At 71.0% G+C, this 22,510-nt stretch carries 12 protein-coding genes, 1 tRNA gene and 1 pseudogene; 2 read left to right on the top strand and 12 right to left on the bottom strand.

From position 1 onward, the window contains the following. Positions 1-183 precede the first annotated feature (183 nt). A pseudogene (locus ACGF2Y_RS32445) lies at positions 184-1,566 on the top strand (tyrosine-type recombinase/integrase); the annotation flags it as partial. Positions 1,567-1,692: 126 nt separating this feature from the next. On the opposite strand, the gene ACGF2Y_RS32440 reads toward ACGF2Y_RS32445, so the two are convergent. The 11 genes from ACGF2Y_RS32440 to ACGF2Y_RS32390 all read right to left on the bottom strand — a co-directional run bounded on the left by ACGF2Y_RS32440 (position 1,693) and on the right by ACGF2Y_RS32390 (position 19,252). Continuing rightward, a tRNA-Thr gene (locus ACGF2Y_RS32440) sits at positions 1,693-1,766 on the bottom strand. 129 nt (positions 1,767-1,895) lie between these two features. Further along, entirely contained in the window at positions 1,896-3,425 is a 1,530-nt protein-coding gene (locus tag ACGF2Y_RS32435) for an alpha/beta hydrolase (protein ID WP_392954862.1), read from the bottom strand. 78 nt (positions 3,426-3,503) lie between these two features. After that, the gene (locus ACGF2Y_RS32430) at positions 3,504-4,709 is read right to left on the bottom strand and encodes a DNA polymerase III subunit delta' (RefSeq protein ID WP_392954860.1); all 1,206 of its coding nucleotides are present in this window, start codon (positions 4,707-4,709) and stop codon (positions 3,504-3,506) included. Positions 4,710-4,898: 189 nt separating this feature from the next. Beyond that, a complete protein-coding gene (tmk, locus tag ACGF2Y_RS32425) occupies positions 4,899-8,171 on the bottom strand; it encodes a dTMP kinase (RefSeq protein ID WP_392954858.1) in 3,273 nt (1,090 codons plus the stop codon). Positions 8,172-8,338: 167 nt separating this feature from the next. After that, on the bottom strand, positions 8,339-11,290 hold the full coding sequence (gene topA, locus ACGF2Y_RS32420) for a type I DNA topoisomerase (protein WP_392954856.1): 2,952 nt from the start codon (positions 11,288-11,290) through the stop codon (positions 8,339-8,341). A 280-nt stretch (positions 11,291-11,570) separates the two neighbouring features. Next, the gene (locus ACGF2Y_RS32415) at positions 11,571-11,768 is read right to left on the bottom strand and encodes a hypothetical protein (RefSeq protein WP_032791540.1); all 198 of its coding nucleotides are present in this window, start codon (positions 11,766-11,768) and stop codon (positions 11,571-11,573) included. Between the two features lie 747 nt (positions 11,769-12,515). After that, positions 12,516-14,057 (bottom strand): methyltransferase, encoded by a 1,542-nt coding sequence (locus ACGF2Y_RS32410; RefSeq protein WP_392954853.1) that lies wholly within the window; start codon positions 14,055-14,057, stop codon positions 12,516-12,518. A 78-nt stretch (positions 14,058-14,135) separates the two neighbouring features. Then, a complete protein-coding gene (locus tag ACGF2Y_RS32405) occupies positions 14,136-14,840 on the bottom strand; it encodes a small secreted protein (RefSeq protein WP_392954851.1) in 705 nt (234 codons plus the stop codon). 451 nt (positions 14,841-15,291) lie between these two features. Then, positions 15,292-17,721 (bottom strand): sodium-translocating pyrophosphatase, encoded by a 2,430-nt coding sequence (locus tag ACGF2Y_RS32400; protein WP_392954849.1) that lies wholly within the window; start codon positions 17,719-17,721, stop codon positions 15,292-15,294. Between the two features lie 510 nt (positions 17,722-18,231). Next, complete coding sequence (locus tag ACGF2Y_RS32395; protein WP_392954847.1) at positions 18,232-18,702, bottom strand: ATP-binding protein; 471 nt, start codon at positions 18,700-18,702, stop codon at positions 18,232-18,234. A gap of 196 nt (positions 18,703-18,898) precedes the next feature. Then, positions 18,899-19,252 (bottom strand): STAS domain-containing protein, encoded by a 354-nt coding sequence (locus ACGF2Y_RS32390; protein WP_003967428.1) that lies wholly within the window; start codon positions 19,250-19,252, stop codon positions 18,899-18,901. Positions 19,253-19,331: 79 nt separating this feature from the next. On the opposite strand from ACGF2Y_RS32390, the gene ACGF2Y_RS32385 reads away from it, so the two are divergent. Further along, entirely contained in the window at positions 19,332-21,812 is a 2,481-nt protein-coding gene (locus ACGF2Y_RS32385) for a DEAD/DEAH box helicase (protein WP_392954845.1), read from the top strand. Between the two features lie 86 nt (positions 21,813-21,898). Here ACGF2Y_RS32385 and ACGF2Y_RS32380 read toward each other — a convergent pair whose 3' ends face one another. After that, the gene (locus tag ACGF2Y_RS32380) at positions 21,899-22,459 is read right to left on the bottom strand and encodes a TlpA family protein disulfide reductase (protein WP_392954866.1); all 561 of its coding nucleotides are present in this window, start codon (positions 22,457-22,459) and stop codon (positions 21,899-21,901) included. Between the last annotated feature and the right edge of the window lie 51 nt (positions 22,460-22,510).

The following is a 22,510-nucleotide window of genomic DNA, read 5'->3' as shown; positions in this document are numbered from 1 at the left end:
CCCGCCCCCTTGTGGATACCGCATGACTCCGGTGATACCGCAGCCACCGGCCAGCCGTCACCCCCTACGACACTACGAGTTCAGCCTCAGTAACAGCACGTACTCAAGCGCCACGATATCGACGGCCACCGACAGTCGAGTGGTCTGGAGAGAGACCGGGGACTGTAAAACGTTTGACAGACCCAGGTAAGTCGAGAGCGGTCACCTCTGCCCGAGGTCGAGGAGACGCGGCGGCGCCTCAACTCCGGTCAGGACCTCATAGGCAGCCTGACCGTCGCCGAATGGCTCGACCGGTGGTTGGCCGGCAAGCGCATACGCAAGTCCGGCCTCAACCGCTACGAAACCGATATCCGCTTCCATCTGAAGCCGCACATCGGCAGCCGGCGCCTGGACCGGCTGGGCGTCAGCCACCTCAGCGAGATGTTCACCGACATTCGCGAGGCGAACGCCCAGATCCTGGAGGACAACGCCCAGCGGCGAGCCGCTCTCGACGAGCTGGCGACGGTGCCGTGGAAGGGTGTCGGGAACCGGGCTCGTCGCAAGGCCATGAAAGCTGCGATCGACGAGATGCCGCCCTTTCGGCGCGTCACCGGCCCTGCCACGCGGCTGCACGTAAAGGCCACCCTCCGAGCCGCCCTGAACGACGCGATCGGGCAGCAGATCATCACGTTCAACCCGGCCGCCCATGTCGAGATCGACCCCGTGCGCAAGCCGAAGGCGCTCGTGTGGACGGACGAGCGGGTCGCCAAGTGGGAGCAGACGGGCGAGAAGCCGTCGCCCGTGATGGTCTGGACGCCGGAACAGACCGGTGCCTTTCTCGACTTCGTCGCTGAGGACCGGCTGTACGCGATGTGGCACCTGATCGCGTTCCGCGGCCTGCGCCGAGGCGAGGCGTGCGGCCAGCCGTGGTCGGAGACGAACCTCGACACCCACTTCCTCACCGTCTCCTCTCAACTCGTCCAGGACGGCTGGGAGGTGGAAGCGTCCGACCCCAAGACCGACAGCGGCTCCCGCGTAGTCGCCCTCGATGACGACACGGTCGACGTCCTGAAGCACCACCGCGAACGGCAGGAAACGGCCCGCGAAGAATGGGGCACAGCCTGGGTCGAGACCGGCCACGTCTTCACGCAGGAAGACGGCTCCTGGCTCCACCCCGGCAAGGTGACCGACCTCTTCGAGCGCCTCGTCGCCGCCTCCGGCCTCCCGCCGATCCGCCTACACGACCTGCGGCACGGCGCGGCCACCCTCATGCTCGCCGCCGACATCGACATCAAGATCGTGTCGGACACCCTCGGGCACAGCGACACCCGGATCACGCGCGACATCTACCAGAGCGTCCTCCCCCACGTGGGGAAGAGCGCCGCCGAGGCGACCGCGAAGCTCGTCCCCCTCCAGCGCAAGGCCGAGGCCGAGAAGGCCGCGCGCAAGGCCACGAAGAAGGAGAAGGCCAGGAAGGCTGCGGCCAAGGAGTCCGACGCTGGTAAGGGCGGCAAGCCGAAGGAAGACAAGGCGAAAGCCCAGGCCAAGGCCGTCAAGAAGGCCACACGCCGCAAGCCCAACAAGTAGGTCCCGAGCGGCTCCGCTCACGCATCGCTCACGCAGGCAACATCACGGCACCCCGACCGTGTGACGCGCCATGCCCGAGCAACAGAAAACCCCAGGTCACGGGCTATGTGACCTGGGGTTCTTCTGAGCCGCCTTCGGGATTCGAACCCGAGACCTACGCATTACGAGTGCGTTGCTCTGGCCAACTGAGCTAAGGCGGCACGCCCTGTCGCACTATGGTGCGATCAGCAGCGGGGCCAAGTCTACACAGTTTCCGGGGGTGCTCCGCACAGGGCGCCCCCGGAAGAGTTTGCGCAGGTCAGGCCAGATCCAGACAGGTCAGGAGCGGGTCAGGTGCACTTCTTGCCGTCGGTGGGCGGGGTGCCCTCCAGGAGGTAGGTGTTGATCGCCGTGTCGATGCAGTCGCTGCCCCGCCCGTACGCGGTGTGGCCGTCGCCGTCATAGGTGAGCAGGGTGCCGGAGGAGAGCTGCTCGGCGAGGGACCGGGACCACTTGTACGGGGTGGCCGGGTCGCGGGTCGTGCCGACGACGACGATCGGGTCGGCGCCCTGCGCCTCGGTGCGGTGCGGGGTGCCCGTGGCCTCGGTGGGCCAGTAGGCGCAGTTCAGGGAAGCCCAGGCGAAGCCGCGGCCGAAGACCGGGGAGGCCTTCTCGAAGTCCGGGACCGCCTTCTCCACCGCGTCGGGGGTGGCGAAGGCGGGCGGCAGGTCGAGGCAGTTCACCGCGGCGTTGGCGAACATCAGGTTCGCGTACGACCCGTCCGGCTCGCGGTCGTAGTAACTGTCGGCCAGGGACAGCAGGCCGGAGCCGTCGCTGTGCTGCGCGCCCGTCAGCGCCTCGCGGAGCTGCGGCCAGGCCGCCTCGTCGTACATGGCGGCGATCACCCCGGTGGTGGCCAGGGACTCGCCCAGTTTGCGGTCGTCGCCGGTCGGGATCGGCTTCGCGTCCAGGTCCTTGAAGAGCTGCTTCAGCGCGGTCGCCGCGTCGGCGGTGGACGTGGTGCCGAGCGGGCAGTCCGGCTGCTTGACGCAGTCGGCGGCGAAGGACTGGAAGGCCCCCTCGAAGCCCGCCGTCTGGTCGCGGTTCATGTCGATGGCCTTGAGGGACGGGTCCATCGCCCCGTCCAGGACGAGGCGACCGGCCCGCTCCGGGAAGAGGTCCGCGTACGTGGCGCCCAGGAAGGTCCCGTACGACGCTCCGACGTAACTCAGCTTCTCGTCGCCGAGCAGCGCCCGCAGGACGTCCATGTCGCGGGCCGTGTCGACGGTGGAGACGTACGGGAGAATCTCGCCGGACCGCTGCTCGCAGCCCGCCGCGAACTTCTCGAAGGACGCACTCAGCTTCTGGATCTCCGCCTCGTCGTCCGGCGTCTGGTCGACCTGGGTGTAGGCGTCCATCTCCGGTCCCGTGAGGCACTCGACGGGCTCACTGCGGGCCACGCCGCGCGGGTCGATGGCCACCATGTCGTAGCGGGCCCTCACCTGAGCCGGATAGCCGAGTGCCGCATACCCCTGGAGATAGCCGATCGCGGAGCCGCCCGGACCGCCCGGATTCACCAGGAGGGAACCGATCCGCTTGCCCGGACCGGTGGCCTTCTTACGGGAGACGGCAAGCTCGATGTCGCCGTCGTCCGGCTTGTCGTAGTCCTTCGGCGCCTTCATCGTCGTGCACTCGAACCCCTCCACCCCGCAGTCGCGCCAGCCCAGCTTCTGCGCGTAGTACGACGACAGCCCCTCGGGAGCCGCTGTACCGGTGGCCGAGGCGTTCGGCGAGGAGCCGCTGCCGCTGCAGCCGGAGATGAGGAGGCCGGCAGTGCCGATCCCGATGGCGAAGGTGCGGAGCAGCCGCCTGGTATCCATCCAGGGAGCGTAACCGCCGGGTGACGAGTCGCCCGATTCCCTGCTCATTCGGGTGAACACGGTCCCGCGCCGGAGCCCTCAGCCCGCCCGCAGCGCCATCGTCATCGCCTCCACCGCGAGCAGCGGCGCCACGTTGCGGTCCATCGCCTCCCGGCAGGCGATCACCGACTCGATCCTGCGCAGGGTCTGCGCGGGGCTCGATGACTCCGCGATCCGGTCGAGGGAGTCCTGCACGTCGACGTTGGCGATGGCGATCCGGGAACCGAGCTGGAGCGCCAGCACATCGCGGTAGAACCCGGTGAGCTCGGTCAGCGCCAGGTCGAGGCTGTCCCGCTGCGTACGCGTCTTGCGGCGCTTCTGCTTGTCCTCCAGCTCCTTCATCGCCCCCGCCGTACCGCGCGGCATCCGGCCCCCGGCCACCCCGCCGAGCGCCGCCTTGAGGTCCTCGGTCTCCTTGACGTCGACCTCCTCCGCCATCTGCTTGGCGTCGTCGGTGGCCGTGTCGATCAGCTCCTGGGCCGCCTTGAGGCAGCCGCCGACGTCGGCGACCCGCAGCGGGACCTTCAGCACCGCCGCCCGCCGCGCCCGCGCCCGCTCGTCCGTGGCGAGACGGCGGGCCCGGCCGATGTGCCCCTGGGTGGCGCGCGCCGCGGAGTGCGCCCGCTCGGGGTCGACGCCGTCGCGGCGGATCAGGACGTCGGCCACGGCCTCCACCGGCGGGGTGCTCAGGGTCAGGTGCCGGCAGCGGGAACGGATCGTGGGCAGGACGTCTTCGAGCGAGGGGGCGCACAGCATCCAGACCGTACGCGGCGCGGGCTCCTCGACGGCCTTCAGCAGAACATTGCCCGCGCCCTCCGTGAGGCGGTCGGCGTCCTCCATGACGATGACCTGCCACCGCCCGACCGCCGGGGAGAGCTGGGCGCGCCGGACCAGGTCGCGAGTCTCCTTCACCCCGATGGAGAGCAGGTCCGTGCGGATGACCTGGACGTCGGCGTGCGTGCCGATCAGGCTCGTGTGGCAGCCGTCGCAGAAGCCGCAGCCGGGGACGCCGCCCAGCGCCCGGTCCGGGCTCGTGCACTGGAGCGCGGCGGCGAAGGCCCGCGCCGCCGTGGACCGGCCGGAACCGGGCGGTCCGGTGAACAGCCAGGCGTGCGTCATCTTCGAGCCCTGGTCCAGCGGCTTGCCGTCGGACACGGCGGTGACCAGCGCATCGGCGTCCTTGGCGGCAGCGGCGAGCTGTTCCTGCACTCGGTCCTGTCCGACCAGGTCGTCCCATACGGTCATGGGGCACCGCCCTTCCGGTGGTGTCGTGCCGTGCGTGGTGCGGCGGAGGCGTTCAGCGTCATCCGGGGTCGCGGTGCGCTGTCCGTCTCGTCGCTCTCCATTGTGGGGGACGCCACTGACAGTCCGGCCCGCCCGCCCCCGGAGGGACGGACGGGCCGGGACTTCACCGTCTGCGGTGGGGCGGGCGCGTCAGCCGCGCGGGCGGCGTCCGCGGCCTCCGGGACCGTGGCCGTCGTCGTCCTGGCCTCCGAGCAGCTCGTCCGCCAGGGTCGGCAGATCGTCCAGCGGAGTCTCCTCCGCCCAGTCCGGGCGGGGGCGCTTGCGGCGGCCCTGCTGCCGGCCGGAAGCCTCCCCGGCCTGCGGGTCCTCGATCTGCGGCAGCTCGCGGGTGCGCTCGTTCTCGCTCTCCGCGGGCGGGGCCGCCGGGCTCTCGTCCCGGAAGAAGCCCCGGGGCACCCGGTCGGAGGGCTGATCGGCGGGCACCGGCGGCAGCACAGCCGTCTCATCCGCGTCCCGGGCAGCCCTGGCGTCCGGGGCGTCCCTGGCCGGGCGCCGGTCCGCCGGGCGCCGGTCCGTGACGCGCGGCAGCATCGCCGTCTCGTCCTCCCCGGAACCGGAACCCGTACCCGTACCCGTACCCGTGCTCGTATCCGTACCAGCACCAGCACCAGCACCAGCACCAGCAGGACGCTCGTCCTCCGGTCGTGTCGTCCGGACCGGCTGCGTGATCTCGTTCGGGTTCACGATCGGTGTGGGCACCGTGAGCTCGTTATCCGGAACGGACGGACCCTCCGACCCCGCCGACCTCTCCGACCCCTCCGACCGTGAGGACGACTCCGTACGGAACGCCCGGTCGGCCTCGGCCCGCGCCGCCTCCGTACGGGCAGCCGCCTCGGCCTCGGCCCGGCGGCGGGCCTCCTCGGCGCGCACCAAAGCCTCCTCGGCCTTGCGCTGCTTCTCCAGCCGCTGCGCCTCGGCCTCCTTGCGGAGCCGGGCCTCCTCCTCGGCCTGCCTGCGCAGACGTTCCTGCTCGGCCTCGCGGACCCGCTCCTCGGCCTCCAGCCGGAGCCGGTCCTCCTCGGCGCGGCGGCGGGCCTCCTCGGCGCGCTGCCGGGCCTCCTCCGCCTGGCGTTCGGCCTCGCGGCGGCGGGCCTCCTCCAGCTCGCGCTGCTTGCGCTCCTCCTCCTCGGCGCGCAGCCGGGCGAGCAGCTCCTGGCGTTCCTTCTCCAGGCGCTCCTCCTCGGCCTTGCGCGCGGCCTCTTCCTCCGCCTTGCGCCGGGCCTCCTCCTCGGCCTTGCGCCGGGCGGCCTCGATGGCCTCGATCTCGGCCTCGGAGAGCGGAAGGAGCTGGTCGAGCCGGTGACGTACGACCGTGGTGATCGACTCCGGCTCCTGGCCGGCGTCCACCACCAGATAACGCGTCGGGTCGGCCGCGGCCAGGGTCAGGAAGCCGGACCGTACCCGCTCGTGGAATGCGGCCGGCTCCGACTCCAGCCGGTCCGGCGCCTCCGTGAACCGCTCCCGCGCGGTCGCCGGGTCGACGTCCAGCAGCACCGTCAGATGCGGTACGAGGCCGCTCGTCGCCCACCGCGAGATCCGGGCGATCTCGGTCGGGGCCAGGTCCCGGCCCGCGCCCTGGTAGGCCACGGACGAGTCGATGTAACGGTCCGAGATGACGATCGCGCCGCGCTCCAGCGCCGGGCGGACGACGGAGTCGACGTGCTCGGCGCGGTCGGCGGCGTACAGCAGGGCCTCGGCCCGGTTGGACAGACCGGCGGAGGACACGTCCAGCAGGATCGACCGCAGCCGCTTCCCGACCGGGGTGGCCCCGGGCTCCCGGGTCACGACGACCTCGTGGCCCTTGGCCCGGATCCACTCGGCGAGCGCCTCGGCCTGGGTGGACTTGCCCGCTCCGTCGCCGCCCTCCAGGGCGAGGAAGAAGCCGGTGGCGGCGGGCGCGACCGCCGGTTCGCCGCCGCGCAGCGCCTCGCGCAGGTCCCTGCGCAGCGGCACGCCCGCCCGGTCGTCCGTCCTGGCGAGGACGAGGGCGGCGACGGGCAGCAGCAGCGCGCCGAGCAGCATCAGGGTGAAGGCGGCCCCGCCGTGGGCGAAGACGAAATCGCCGGCGACCAGGCGGTGCCGGCCGATCGCGGCGGCCAGCAGGGGCCCCGCGACCGCGCCGAGCGCGACGAGCACCCGGACGACGGCCTGGAGGTGCTCGGTGGTCCGGGCCTGCCGGACCGCCTCGGTCTCCTGGTCGATCAGGGTGTGACCGGTGTTCGCGGTGACCCCGGCGGCGTAGCCGGCGAGCAGCGCGATGGCGATCCCGGTCGCGGTGTCCGGCACCAGGCCGAGCGCGAGGAGCGCGAGGCCGGTGACGGCGGTGGCCAGCGCCAGCAGGCGGCGGCGCGACAGGGTGGGCAGCACCTGGCGTGAGGTGCGGATGCCGAGGGCGGTACCGCCGGTCAGTCCGAGGATCAGCAGCGCGAAGGTGGCCGGCCCGCCGCCCAGGTCGTAGGCGTGCAGTACGGAGACGGCCGCGGCCGCTGCGACGACTCCGGCGACGGCCGCGCAGACCGCGACGAGCAGGGGGACGGCACCGGTGCGGCCCTTGTCGGGGCCGTTGCCGGTGGCGGGGCGGCGCAGGCCCTCCAGCGGGGAGCGCGGCCGGGGCGTCCGGGTGGCCGGGAACTCCAGGAAGTACAGGGTGGAGATGGAGGCGGAGAAGAGTCCGGCCGCGACATAGGAGCCCAGGGCCGCCTGGTGGAAGGAGAACCACTCCAGGCCCGAGCCGAGGAGGTTGCCCACCAGCGTGGCCGCCAGCAGGACCACCGCGGCGGCGGGCACGGCGAGGAAGTTCGTACGGAGCGAAAGACGGCGCAGGGCGTCGAGGTGGTCGGGCAGCGGGCGTACGGCCGCGCCTTCGAGAGGCGGGGCCGGAAGCAGCGCCGGGGCGGCACTGTCCTTGGCCACGGCCCACAGGCGCTCACCCGCGCCGGTCACGAAGACGGTGATGAGGATCATCATGAGCGCCTTGTCCGGCGTCCAGTCGATCCACAGCGGGGCGACGACCAGCAGCGCCAGGCGCAGCCCGTCCGCCCCGATCATCAGCCATCGCCGGTCCAGCTTTCCGCCGGGCTCCGTGAGGGACGTCAGGGGCCCCAGGAGTACGGCTCCGAAGAACAGGGTGGAAAGGATCCGGGCACCGAGGACGGCGGCGACGGCGAAGGCCGCCCCCCGGTATCCGGTACCGAATGAGCCCTCAAGGACCGCCGCTTGCAGCGACAGCAGCACCAGCACGAGAAGGGCGAGTGCGTCGCCGATACCGCCGACGAGCTGGGCGCTCCACAACCGCTTCAGCGGGGGAATGCGCAACAGGGCCCGTACGGCGCGCTCGCGTGAGTCTGCGGCAAGTGTGTCGGAGGTGGGGCTCACGACCGTTGGCTGCTCGGCTCGCGTCATCCGCCCAGCCTATCGGCAGCGGTGCGGTCGCTGTCGGCCCGTCCGGACATAGGGACGGGGACAGCTTCCGGCCGCGTCGCCCACCCACCCGTGACGCACCGCCGCCCGGCACCTGGATCACGGGGATCGAGGTGCCGGGCGGCGGGGTGGTTCGTACGACGCGGCCGTCAGTCGTCCGACAGGGCGGAGGAGGAGGCCGAAGCCGTCTTCTTCGCCGTCGTCGCCTTCTTCGCGGCCGTGGTCTTGGCGGCTGTGGTCTTGGCGGCCGTCTTGGCGGTCGTCGCCTTCTTAGCCGTCGTCTTCTTCGCCGCGGTCTTCTTGGTGGCCGTGGTCTTGGCGGCCGTCGTCTTCTTCGCGGCCGTCTTCTTGGCCGTCGCCTTCTTCGCCGGCGCCTTCTTGGCCGTCTTCTTCTTGGCGGGCCCCTTGGCGCGCTTCTCGGCGAGCAGCTCGTAACCGCGCTCGGGCGTGATGTCCTCGACGCTGTCGTCGGTCCGCAGGGTCGCGTTGGTCTCGCCGTCGGTGACGTACGCGCCGAAGCGGCCGTCCTTCACCACGACCGGCGCACCGCTGACCGGGTCGGTGCCCAGCTCCTTCAGCGGCGGCTTGGCCGCTGCCCGCCCGCGCTGCTTGGGCTGGGCGTAGATCGCGAGGGCCTCTTCGAGGGTGATGTCGAAGAGCTGGTCCTCGGAGGTCAGCGACCGGGAGTCGGTGCCCTTCTTCAGATACGGGCCGTAGCGGCCGTTCTGCGCGGTGATCTCGACGCCCTCGGCGTCCTCGCCGACGACACGCGGCAGCGACATCAGCTTGAGGGCGTCGGCGAGGGTGACCGTGTCCAGGGACATGGACTTGAAGAGGGAGGCCGTCCGCGGCTTCACCGCGTTCTTGCCGGTCTTCGGCGTCCCCTCGGGCAGCACCTCGGTGACGTACGGGCCGTAGCGCCCGTCCTTGGCGATGATCTGGTGACCGCTGACCGGGTCCGTGCCCAGCTCGAAGTCGCCGCTGGGCTTCGCCAGCAGTTCCTCGGCGAGCTCGACGGTCAGCTCGTCGGGCGCGAGCTCTTCGGGCACGTCGGCACGCTGGTGCCCCTCGGCGTCCTTCTCGCCCCGCTCGATGTACGGGCCGTAGCGGCCGACACGGAGCTTGATGTCGTTGCCGACGGGGAAGGAGGAGATCTCCCGGGCGTCGATCGCGCCGAGGTCGGTGACCAGTGCCTTCAGGCCGCCGAGGTGGTCGCCGTCGCCGTTGCCCGCGTCGGAGGCCGCTCCGGCTCCGGCGGTGTCGTCACCGGGCTGGACCCCGAAGTAGAAGCGCTTGAGCCACGGCACGGACTGGGCCTCGCCCCGCGAGATGCGGTCGAGGTCGTCCTCCATGCGGGCGGTGAAGTCGTAGTCGACGAGCCGGCCGAAGTGCTTCTCCAGCAGGTTGACCACGGCGAAGGACAGGAAGGACGGGACGAGTGCCGTGCCCTTCTTGAAGACGTAGCCGCGATCCAGGATGGTCCCGATGATCGATGCGTACGTGGAGGGGCGGCCGATCTCGCGCTCTTCGAGCTCCTTGACCAGCGAGGCCTCGGTGTAGCGGGCCGGGGGCTTGGTGGCGTGCCCGTCGACCGTGACCTCTTCGGCGGACAGGGCGTCGCCCTCGGCCACCTGCGGGAGCCGGCGCTCGCGGTCGTCCAGCTCGGCGTTCGGGTCGTCGGCACCTTCGACGTACGCCTTCATGAAGCCGTGGAAGGTGATCGTCTTGCCGGAGGCGGAGAACTCGGCGTCGCGGCCGTCGCTCGCCCGGCCGCCGATCTTGACGGTGACGGAGTTGCCGACCGCGTCCTTCATCTGGGAGGCGACGGTCCGCTTCCAGATCAGCTCGTAGAGCCGGAACTGGTCGCCGGTGAGCCCGGTCTCGGCGGGGGTGCGGAAGCGGTCGCCGGAGGGGCGGATCGCCTCGTGCGCCTCCTGCGCGTTCTTGACCTTCCCGGCGTACGTGCGCGGCTTCTCGGGGAGGTAGTTCGCCCCGTACAACTGCGTGACCTGCGCCCGCGCCGCGGAGATCGCGGTGTCCGAGAGGGTCGTGGAGTCCGTACGCATATAGGTGATGAAGCCGTTCTCGTACAGCTTCTGCGCCACCTGCATGGTCGCCTTGGCTCCGAAGCCCAGCTTGCGGCTCGCCTCCTGCTGGAGGGTCGTGGTCCGGAAGGGGGCGTACGGGGAGCGGCGGTACGGCTTCGACTCGACGGACCGGACCGCGAAGGAGGAGTCGGCGAGCGCGGCGGCCAGGGCGCGGGCGTTCGCCTCGTCCAGGTGCAGGGTCTGGGCGGAACCGGCCTTCAGCTGCCCGTCGGGGCCGAAGTCGCGGCCCTGGGCGATCCGGCGGCCGTCGACCGCGCTGAGGCGGGCGGTCAGTGTCGAAGGGTCGGAGGTTCCCCCAGACTCCGTCCGGGGGGACCCCCCTCCGGTGCGGCCGGTGGCGAACTTTCCGGTGAGGTCCCAGTACTCGGCGGAGCGGAAGGCGATCCGCTCACGCTCGCGCTCGACGACGAGCCGGGTGGCGACGGACTGGACACGGCCCGCCGAGAGCTTCGGCATGACCTTCTTCCACAGGACCGGCGAGACCTCGTAGCCGTAGAGGCGGTCGAGGATGCGGCGGGTCTCCTGGGCGTCGACCATGCGCTGGTTGAGCTCGCGCGGATTGGCGACGGCGGCCCGGATCGCGTCCTTGGTGATCTCGTGGAAGACCATCCGGTGGACCGGGACCTTGGGCCTGAGCACTTCCTGCAGGTGCCACGCGATGGCTTCGCCCTCGCGGTCCTCATCGGTGGCGAGGAAGAGTTCGTCGGACTCGGCCAGCAGCTGCTTTAGCTTCCTGACCTGGGCTTTCTTGTCGGCGTTGACGACATAGATGGGCTGGAAGTCGTGTTCGACATCCACCCCGAGGCGGCGTACCTCGCCGGTGTACTCGTCCGGGACCTCGGCCGCGCCGTTCGGGAGGTCGCGGATGTGCCCGACGCTCGCCTCGACGACGTATCCGGGGCCGAGATAGCCCTTGATCGTCTTCGCCTTGGCAGGCGACTCGACGATGACGAGTCGGCGGCCGCCCTGTGCGGTCTCGCTGGTCGGGGACAACTTCGCTCTTCTCTCCGGTCGACACTCGATGGGCATCCGGGCGGCGTCATGACGCTGCCCGCGGTGCTGTCGCTGCGGAGTGTGACGGTACAACCCGCCCCCGTGTCAAACGGCAAAAGCCCGCAACGGCCACTCGAACGGTAACCCGACTTCCGCCATTCCTGCCGCCCGGACCGCCGGGTCCGCGCCGCGCGGAGGCTCGGCCTGGGTGTTTTCGGTGGTGGTCGCGGTGTCCGCCGGCCGACCTGTCGGCCCGGCGCCGCCCTGCCGGGGGCAGGGATCAGACGAGCGTGAAGCACCACACTCCGAGGCCGAGGAAAACTACGCCGAAGAGCGTCGTGAGTGCGGTGGAGGCGACGGGGCTCACACCGTGCGCCACCGGCGCGCGGTGCAGGGCTCGCGCCCCGGTCCAGATCAGGAGGGCGGCGCCGAACAGTGCCAGGGCCGTACCGGCGAAGACTGCTGAGACGCTCTCCATGTCGTATCCCCTAGCCCGTCGTCGCGAAACCGCCCGGGACGGGCCGACCGGTCCCGGAGCCGGACCTCGGCGGTCCGGCACGGGGAGGTTGTCACCCTGGGGCATCGCCCACACGAACCCCGGGTGAACAGCACTCCCCCGCCGACCAGCGGAACACCATCGGCCGCATACGGGCCGCGTGCCGGGGGTGGCGTCACGTACGGGGGGCGCCGCGTGCGGGGGTGCCGCGTGCCTGGGGGGGGGATGCCGCGTACCCCGGGGGCCGCATACCCCAGGAGGTGCCGCGTTCCCCGAGGGGTGCCGCAAAACCGAGGGTGCCGCCGCGTGTCGGGGGAACCGGACGGGGCTTGCGGGCATCACGTCCGGCCTCCGTGCCGCATATTGCCGGTCGCGACCGGAATATGCGGCACGGGCGCGTCGGAGAGAACGCTGGGCATGAACACGCTGGTGACAAGGAGACCGCCGCCCGAGCAGGGAGCGGCCCCGGCCCGTACCGGAAGGCAGTCGCACGAGCACCGCCTCACGGTCAACCGCCGCGCTTCCGTGCCCTGTTTCACCCCGGGTTCCGGGTTCCGGGGCCAGGAACCCGGGTCCGTGAACCGGGTATGCGTCCGGGAACCCGGGTCCGGGGCCCGTGTCCGGGTACCTGGGGTCGAGGTCCGGGGACCCGGGGTCGATGACATGTCCGGGAACCCGGGGTCCGCCGCCGTATCTCCGCGCCCTGCTCGTCCTCCTCTCCCTCCGCGCCTACGCGCCCTGCTCGCCGCGGTGCCCGGCGCCGGGCACCGGCTCCAGGAAGCCCTCTTCGACCAGCAGCCGGATCGCCTGCGGTGTGCGGTCGCGCAGCAGCACCGGGTCCTCCGCCATCAACTGCGCGATGGCGTCCAGGATCCGCCCGGCGGGCAGCGAACCGTCAGACACGCCCGCGAAGCCGGCAGCCACCGCGTCGACCTTGGTCGCCCGCATCATGCCGCGGTGCTGACGCAGCACCACATGCTCGGGGTCCTCCGCGCCCGGCAGGCCGACCTGCTCCTGCACGACCTCGGCGGCGAGGGCGAAGTGCCCGGCGAGCAGCGCCGCGTCATCCTGATCGCGGAGGTAGTCCTGGCGGGTGAAATGCTCCTGGACGGTCTGCCCGAGCGGCTGCCGCACCGCGTGCGGCCATTCCTCGACGACGATCGAGGGGTTCCCTGCCGCCGCCGCGGCGGATTTACGCAAGGTGATCCAGCCGAACCCGACGGACGTGGCACCCCGCGCCTCGAACTCGTCGAGCCACGCCTCGTACCGCTCGTCGTACTCGGCGGGGTCGCTGCGGTGGTCGCCGCTGTCCCGCAGCCACAGCTCGGCGTACTGCGTGATGTCCTGGACCTCGCGCTGGACGATCCAGGCGTCGCAGCCGTACGGCACCCAGGAGCGCAGCCGGTCCTGCCACTCCTCGCCCTCCACATGCTGCCAGTTGGCGAGGAACTGGGCGTATCCCCCCTCATTCAGGTGGTCGCCGGACTGCTGCACCAGCGTGCGGCACAGGTCGTCGCCGCTCATGCCGCCGTCCCGGTAGGTGAGGCGGGCGCCGGGCGAGATGACGAAGGGCGGGTTGGAGACGATCAGGTCGAACGTGTCGGACCCCACCGGCTCGAAGAGGGAGCCCTCGCGCAGGTCGGCGGGGGCGGCGCCGGACAGGGCGAGGGTGAGCCGGGTGAACTCCAGGGCACGGGGGTTGAGGTCGGTGGCGGTGACCCGGGTCGCGTGCTGTGCGGCGTGCAGTGCCTGGATGCCGGAGCCCGTACCGAGGTCGAGGGCCGAGGCGACCGGTGCCCGGACGGTGATCCCGGCGAGGGTGGTGGAGGCCCCGCCGGCCCCGAGGACGACGCCCTCCTCGCGCGAGCCGATCCCGCCCGCACCGCCGACCGCGCAGCCGAGGTCGGACACGATGAACCAGTCCTCGCCGTCCGGCCCTCCGTACGGCCGCACGTCGACGCTCGCGCGGACCGTGCCGTCGTCCGCCGCCCGGGTCACCCAGCCATCCGCCACGCACTCGTCCAGCGGCAGGGCAACGCGGGCCCGCTCCTCGGCGACGGGGCGCTGCAGAAGGAACAGCCGCACCAGCGTGTCGAGCGGGGTGTCGCCCCGGGCGGCCCGCAGGGCGGGGACGGTCTCGCTGCGGGCGAGGGCGGCATAGGCGGGCGCGCCGAGGCGGTCGAGGAGCCCGTCCGCGGTGAAGTCCGCGGCGAGCAGGGCCTCACGGAGGGCGGCGGCGTGGGCGGGTGCGGGAAGGCTGCTCTTACTCACCCACCCATTGTGTCCGGTCCCACTGACAACGGCAGCGGCCCGGACACCCACCGGGTGTCCGGGCCGGGAAAACGACGCTCAGGCCTTCTTCTCCGAGGAGTCCTTCTCCGTCGATTCCTTGTCCGAGGAGTCCTTGTCGGAGTCCTTGTCCGAGGAGTCCTCCTTCTCGGGGGCCGCGCCCTCCGGGGACGCGTCGGCGTCGGCATCGGCCGCCGCGGAGCCGGAGGGGCCGGTCGAGGCCGTCGGCTTCTGGCAGCCCTTCTGCTTCGACATCGCGACACCGACCTCGCCGGACTGAAGCTTCTTCAGAGCCTGGTCACCGCTGGTGCTGATCTTGTTCAGCTCGTCGGCGATGCCCTTCAGTCCGTCGGCGAACTTCGCCTGGTCCTTGGTGTCGAGCGCGTCGACCTCGGTCTTGAGGTCGGCGTACGCCTTGGAGGAGGCGTTGAGCTCCTTCACCGCCTCCTCCTGCGTGGTCTCGCCGTCGTCGACCGGCGGCGGGCCCGCCGAGTCCACGGCGGTGCCCAGCGACTTGTACGCCTGGGAGATCTGCTGGAAGGCGGCCGAGTCGGTCTTCTGGACGTCGGCGGGCTTGCTGTTGTCCGCGGTCTGCTGCTGGATGGAGGCGTTGGCGTTGGCGATCTTCTGCAGTTGCGGCTGGACCTGGTCGCAGACCTTCTTGGCCCAGTCGTTGACCTTGTTGTCGCTGTCGTCGCTGCAACCCGACAGCGTCAGTACGAGTACCGCACCGCCGGACAGTGCGGCTGCAAGCTTCTTGTTCACCGGATTGGTCCCTTCCAAGGCTCTCGGCCCCGGAACTTACACGCCGAGGGGGCGACAGCCAGGTGCCAGTCATCCGGTGTGCACGCTTTTGAAGCCATTTGCACCAAGGTAAATGAGGGAGACGCCACTCGCGCAGAGAATTCGGACACATGACCGGCAAGTCACCTGAAAGGCCGCTCCTGACCATCGGCCCACGCCGGCGCGGACAACGCCGGTCGGCATCGGGACGAGGGCGAGCGACACCGGACGTGGGCGGATCCGGGTGGATCCGGGCGGGCGAAGACGAACACGGGCGGCCAAGGGGGCGGGCGAGGAAGGACGCGTGCAGACAAGCGCGCGGGGCGAGGACGGACGGTACGTCAGTACGCACCGCCCGCCTCGCCCCTGGTCAAGCCTCACACCGGATGGCGCCGACGCCGTTCCCGGCCGACGCCGCTCCCGTACGCACAGATCACGGAGCCGCCGCGGGATCCGGCGCGGGTACCGAGGGGCCGCCGCCCTGCGAGGCGTCGTCGTCGCCCACGGCGATGCCCCGCCGCTTGGAGACGTAGACCGCGACGACGATGATCCCGACGGCGATGACGGACACCAGCGCCCGCACCCAGGGATTCGCGTCCGCTCCGTAGCTGAACTGCACGATCGCCGGAGCGATGAGCAGGGCGACCAGGTTCATCACCTTGAGGAGCGGGTTGATCGCCGGACCCGCCGTGTCCTTGAACGGGTCGCCGACCGTGTCGCCGATGACGGTCGCGGCATGGGCCTCGCTGCCCTTGCCGCCGTGGTGGCCGTCCTCGACGAGCTTCTTGGCGTTGTCCCAGGCGCCGCCGGAGTTGGCGAGGAACACCGCCATCAGCGTTCCGGTGCCGATCGCGCCGGCGAGGTACGAGCCGAGCGCGCCGACGCCGAGAGTGAAGCCGACCGCGATCGGCGCCAACACCGCGAGCAGTCCCGGCGTGGCCAGTTCGCGCAGGGCGTCACGGGTGCAGATGTCGACGACGCGTCCGTACTCCGGCTTCTCCGAGTAGTCCATGATCCCGGGACGCTCGCGGAACTGCCGCCTGACCTCGTAGACCACGGCTCCGGCGGACCGGGACACCGCGTTGATGGCGAGCCCGGAGAACAGGAAGACGACCGCGGCGCCCAGGATCAGCCCGACGAGGTTGTTGGGCTGCGAGATGTCCAGGCTCAGCCCGAGCTCGCCCGCCCCGGCCCCGACCTCGTCGACCGCCGTGGCGATGGCGTCGCGGTAGGACCCGAAGAGCGCCGCCGCCGCCAGGACGGCGGTGGCGATGGCGATGCCCTTGGTGATGGCCTTGGTCGTGTTGCCGACCGCGTCCAGGTCGGTGAGCACCTGGGCACCGGCTCCCGTGACGTCCCCGGACATCTCGGCGATGCCCTGGGCGTTGTCCGAGACCGGCCCGAAGGTGTCCATGGCCACGATGACGCCCACCGTGGTGAGGAGGCCCGTCCCGGCGAGCGCGACCGCGAAGAGCGCCAGCATGATCGACGTACCGCCCAGCAGGAACGCCCCGTAGACGCCGAGGCTGATCAGCAGTGCGGTGTAGACCGCCGATTCCAGGCCGATGGAGATGCCCGCGAGCACCACGGTGGCCGGGCCGGTGAGCGAGGACTTCCCGATGTCCCGGACCGGACGGCGATTGGTCTCGGTGAAGTAGCCGGTGAGCTGCTGGATGAGCGCGGCCAGGACGATGCCAATGGCCACCGCGACCAGGGCGAAGATCCGCGGATCGCCACCGTGCGCGGCGATCGCCTCGTCGGTGACCCCGTCCAGCTCCGCGTACGAGGACGGCAGATAGGCGAAGGCGGCCACGGCCACCAGAGCGAGCGAGATCACCGCGGAGATGAAAAAGCCCCGGTTGATCGCGGTCATCCCACTGCGGTCGGCACGGCGCGGGGCGACCGCGAAGATCCCGATCATCGCGGTGACGACGCCGATCGCCGGGACCATCAGGGGGAAGGCGAGACCGGAGTCGCCGAACGCTGCGGTGCCGAGGATGAGCGCGGCGACAAGCGTCACGGCGTACGACTCGAAGAGGTCGGCGGCCATGCCCGCGCAGTCACCGACGTTGTCGCCCACGTTGTCGGCGATGGTGGCGGCGTTACGCGGATCGTCCTCCGGAATGCCCTGCTCCACCTTCCCCACCAGGTCGGCGCCCACATCCGCGGCCTTGGTGAAGATCCCACCGCCGACCCTCATGAACATGGCGATCAGCGCCGCGCCGAGACCGAACCCCTCCAGCACCTTGGGCGCGTCGGCGGCATAGACGAGCACCACGCAGGAGGCCCCGAGCAGACCGAGTCCCACCGTGATCATTCCGACCACGCCACCGGTACGGAAAGCGATCTTCATCGCTTTGTGCGAGACAGCGGTGAGATCCTTTTCCGGTTCGCCTTCCGCCGGAGTCGCCTCACGCGCGGCTGCCGCCACCCGCACATTGCTCCGCACGGCCAGCCGCATACCGATGTATCCGGTCGCCGCCGAGAAAAGCGCGCCCACCAGGAAGAAGAGGGAACGCCCCGCGCGCTGCGACCAGTTGTCGGCCGGCAACAGGAACAGCAGGAAGAACACGACGACGGAGAAGACACCGACCGTGCGCAGTTGCCGGGCCAGATAGGCGTTCGCGCCCTCCTGGACCGCCGCGGCGATCTCCTTCATGCGTTCGGTGCCCTCGCCGGCCGCCAGGACCTGGCGTACGAGCAGCTGGGCGACGATCAGCGCGGCGACGGCGACGACCGCCACCATGATGACGATCAGCCGGTTGCCGTCGGTGAGTACCGCCGCCGCGAGGGAGACGGGCCGGTCGGAAAGTGCGGATTCTTGCGACAGTGCTGCCATTGGGGTGGTGAAGAACTCCGCCATACGTCCTCCTTGACGCTCAGCGCTCAAGTCGTGGACGGATTGTAGAGAGCGGAACCTGATCAAAACAGTGGGCGGGAAGAGAATTGATCGCTCTCCCCCCAACGCCGAAAGATCAGCGGAGAGATTCTGCTCGAATGCAGTAAGGGAGCAGGCGCATTACACCGCGGGGATCAAGAAAAAAGGCCCTGCTCAGCAGGGCCGCCTGACAAACAAACATCACCGGCGCACCGGCGCACCAGGTCCCCACGGACCTCAGCCACCTCGAAGCTCCGCAAGGGCGGGTCTCAGCACCTCGGAATCGCCAGCACGGCCCCTCATGGGCGCAAGGGCGGGCTCAGGCGCCTCGCTGTTGCAAGGGCGGGCTCAGCGCCTCGGAGTCGCGAGCAAGGGTCCTCAGCGCCTCGCTGGTCATAGGGGCGGGTCTCAGCGCCTGGCGGTCGCGAGCACGGGGCTCAGCGCCTGGCGGTCGCGAGCACGGGGCTCAGCGCCTGGCGGTCGCGAGCACGGGGCTCAGGGCCGTACCGCGGCGTCGGCCGTCGGCCAGCTCATGCGGATCACTCCGCCGCCCGCACCGGAGCGGACCTCCACGTCGTCGACGAGACCGCTGATGACCGCGAGGCCCATCTCGTCCTCCCCCTCACTGTCCATCTCGGGGCCGGGCCGGGCCGGGCCCGCTCCGGAAGCACCGGCGCCGTTGCGCGCCCCGGGCTCGGCAGGATCGCCGCCGGGGCCGGGAACGCTGTCCCCGACCTCGATGGAGAACGCCTTCTCCTCCTCGGTCAACGCGACGCTGACCGGCGCGGTGATGCCGTGACTGCGGTGCAGCCCGACCGCGCGGCTGCATGCCTCGCCGACAGCGAGCCTGACCTCGTCGAGCACCGCCTCGTCGACACCGGCCCGGCGCGCCACGGCGGCCGCCACCAGGCGGGCCGTCCTGACATGTTCAGGCTGGGCGCTGAAGCGGAGTTCAACGGTGGCCATGCCATCCCCCTCGAACGTTCGGGCGTACGCCTCAGGGGCCCCGGGCGTGTCGCCCGGCACCCCTGCTCTCCTCCGGAAGCCGACAAAGCCGACAGCCGACCCGAGGGTCGACCGCCTGCCCGTCACGGCCCATGCGCTGCCGCTGCCGGCCTGTTCACTGCCTGCCGACCGGCCCGGGGGCCGGCCTGCTCCGACCTCAGTCGGTGGCGGCGACAGCCTCGTCGACCGTGGTGTGAATCGGGAACACCTTGGTCAGACCTGTGATCCGGAAGATCTTGAGAATGCGCTCCTGGTTGCAGACCAGGCGCAACGAGCCCTCATGGGCCCGGACACGCTTCAAGCCGCCCACGAGCACGCCGAGGCCGGTGGAGTCGAGGAAGTCGACGCCTTCCATGTCGACAACCAAGTGGTAGCTGCCGTCATTCACCAACTCGACCAACTGCTCGCGCAGCTTGGGCGCGGTATACACATCAATCTCGCCACCGACCTCGACGACCGTACGGTCGCCACCAGGGCCGGACACATTGCGAGTCGACAAGGACAGGTCCACGGATCCTCCAGCACCTTGCTATCGAGCGGTCGCCCCTCGGTCTCCCCGACGGAGGCCAGGGGACGGATCGCCAGCCGCGATGGCATTCAATCACTTACCAGCAGCCATGCACGACGCCTTGGGACCATTGTCCGTCACGCCAGTGACACACTCGGTGCCGATGGCCAAGAATCACCGTCCCGGACGACCACCCGAGAGTGGGGACTCGCGCCCCTCTCCCGCCATGATCCTCGACCGGCTCGCCGCAGGGGCGGGCCGGGCCGCGCGCATCACTCATACGGAGCACTTGCCCCCGCGATCGGGAACCCATGCCATCTGGCCGGATCGTATCCGGCCAGAAGTGATCTCGGCGATCGAAAAAGCCGGGATCATCCATCCGTGGGCTCATCAGTCCGCCGCGGCCGAGCACGCGCTGGACGGCGAATCGGTCGTGATCGCCACCGGCACGGCCTCGGGGAAGTCCCTCGCGTACCTCGCGCCGGTCCTCAGTGCCCTCCTGGACGGCTCCGAGGCCCCGAACGGGCGCGGGGCCACCGCGCTGTACCTCGCCCCCACCAAGGCCCTGGCAGCCGACCAGCGGCGCTCGGTGAAGGCGCTCGCGGCCCCGCTCGGCAACGCCGTCAGGCCCGCGGTCTACGACGGCGACACCCCGGTCGAGGAACGTGAATGGGTGCGGCAGTACGCGAACTACGTCCTGACCAACCCCGACATGCTGCACCGCGGGATCCTGCCGTCCCACCCCCGCTGGGCGTCCTTCCTGCGCGCCCTGCGGTTCGTCGTGATCGACGAGTGCCACACCTACCGGGGCGTCTTCGGCTCCCACGTCGCCCAGGTCCTGCGCCGTCTACGACGCCTGTGCGCCCGTTACGGGGCCGATCCGGTCTTCCTGCTGGCCTCGGCCACGGCGGCGGATCCCGCGGTCGCAGCCGGGCGTCTGACGGGCCTGACGGTCAAGGAGGTGTCCGACGACGCCTCCCCGCGCGGCGAGCTGGTCTTCGCCCTGTGGGAGCCCCCTCTGACCGACCTGCACGGCGAGAAGGGCGCCCCCGTACGCCGTACCGCGACGGCCGAGACCGCCGACCTGCTCACCGACCTGACCCTCCAGGGCGTCCGCTCGGTCGCTTTCGTACGCTCCCGGCGCGGTGCCGAACTGATCTCGGTGATCGCCAAGGAGCGCCTCGCGGAGGTCGACCGCTCGCTGCCGGAGCGGGTCGCCGCCTATCGCGGGGGTTACCTTCCCGAGGAACGCCGGGCCCTGGAGCGGGCGCTGCACTCCGGCGAGCTGCTCGGTCTGGCGGCCACCACCGCCCTGGAACTCGGCATCGACGTCTCCGGCCTCGACTCGGTCGTCATCTGCGGCTACCCGGGCACCCGGGCGTCCCTCTGGCAGCAGGCGGGCCGCGCCGGCCGCTCCGGCCAGGGCGCCCTGGCCGTTCTCGTGGCCCGGGACGACCCGCTGGACACCTATCTGGTGCACCACCCGGAGGCGCTGTTCCAGCAGCCCGTCGAGTCGACCGTGCTGGACCCGGACAATCCCTACGTCCTGGCCCCCCATCTCTGCGCCGCAGCCGCCGAGCTGCCCCTCACCGGGCCCGACATCGCGCTCTTCGGCCCGGCTGTGCCCGAACTGCTGCCGCAGCTGGAGGCGGCGAAACTGCTGCGCAAACGGGCATCGGGCTGGCACTGGACCCGCCGCGAACGGGCCGCCGACCTCGCCGACATCCGGGGCGGTGGAGGACGTCCCGTCCAGATCGTCGAGGAGGGCACCGGCCGCCTACTGGGCACCGTCGACGCGGCCGCCGCCCACACGGCCGTGCACGAAGGCGCCGTCCATCTCCATCAGGGCCGCACCCACCTGGTCCGGAAACTGGACCTGGAGGACTCCGTGGCCCTGGTCGAGCAGGCCGACCCGCCGTACTCGACGGTCGCCCGCGACACCACCGCCATCACCGTCCTGGAGACCGACACCGAGATCCCCTGGGGACAGGGGCGGCTCTGCTACGGCTCGGTCGAGGTCACCAACCAGGTCGTCTCGTTCCTCCGGCGAAGACTGATCACCGGGGAAGTCCTGGGAGAGACGAAGCTCGACCTGCCGCCCCGCACCCTGCGTACCCGCGCCGTCTGGTGGACGGTGACCGAGGGCCAGCTCGACGCGGCCCGGATCAACCCGGAGATCCTCGGCGGCGCACTCCACGCCGCCGAGCACGCGTCGATCGGGCTGCTGCCGCTCTTCGCCACCTGCGACCGCTGGGACATCGGCGGCGTGTCCGTACCGCTGCACCCGGACACCCTGCTGCCGACGGTCTTCGTGTACGACGGCCACCCAGGAGGAGCCGGATTCGCCGAGCGGGCCTTCCACACCGCCCGTACGTGGCTGACGGCGACCCGTGAGGCCATCGCGTCCTGCGAGTGCGAGGCGGGCTGCCCCTCCTGCATCCAGTCCCCCAAGTGCGGCAACGGCAACGAGCCCCTGCACAAACGCGGAGCCGTGCGCCTTCTCACCGAACTCCTCCGGGCCGCACCCCCGGAACCGGACGGAGCGACCACGCCGGAGGCGTGAACCGCCGGGACAAGACCGCCGGACAACCTGCCGCCGACGAGGCACTGCCAGGAGGTGCTGTCAGAAGGTGCTGTCAGGAAGTGCTGTCAGGACGGCAACAGCGGCGCGACCAGCCGCTTCAGCTCCGTCTCGCCGATCGCTCCGATCCGCGCCGCAGCGATCCGCCCCTCCGGATCGACGATGATCGTGAAGGGATATCCGGCGGTGTTCACCACGCCCTTCGGGAGCCGGAGGAGCTGTCGGCCCTGCGGGTCGTGCAGGCTCGGATACACGAGCTCCGCGTCCTTCTCGAAGGCGCGTGCCTTGCCGACCGACACGTCCGCGTTGACCCCCACCACCCGCAGGCCCTTGCCCCGCAGTTCCTCGTGCACCCGGGAGAGCCCGGGTGCCTCCGCGCGGCACGGACCGCACCAGGATGCCCACGCGTTGACCACGACGACCTTGCCCCGCAGCCCCTTCAAGCTGAACCGGCCTTCGCCGTCGACGCGTTCCCCCGCCAGCTCCGGCATCGCCACCCGGTCTGCCCGGGCATACGACTTCAGCGGCGCGGGCCCGCCGGCGTCGTCCGCGGGCAGGGGTGATGTCGAGCATCCCGCCAGCGCGGCCAACAGGACGGCCACCGCAGTCGAGGTCCGTAGCGTGTTCATGTTCGCCGATATTGCCACCGGGGTCGTGGGCGGGCTCACCTGCCCACCAGG

Origin of the sequence: Streptomyces sp. NPDC048142 (genome assembly GCF_043202835.1) — a bacterium.
Taxonomy (GTDB): domain Bacteria; phylum Actinomycetota; class Actinomycetes; order Streptomycetales; family Streptomycetaceae; genus Streptomyces.
This window is presented reverse-complemented; position numbering and strand designations above follow the sequence as displayed.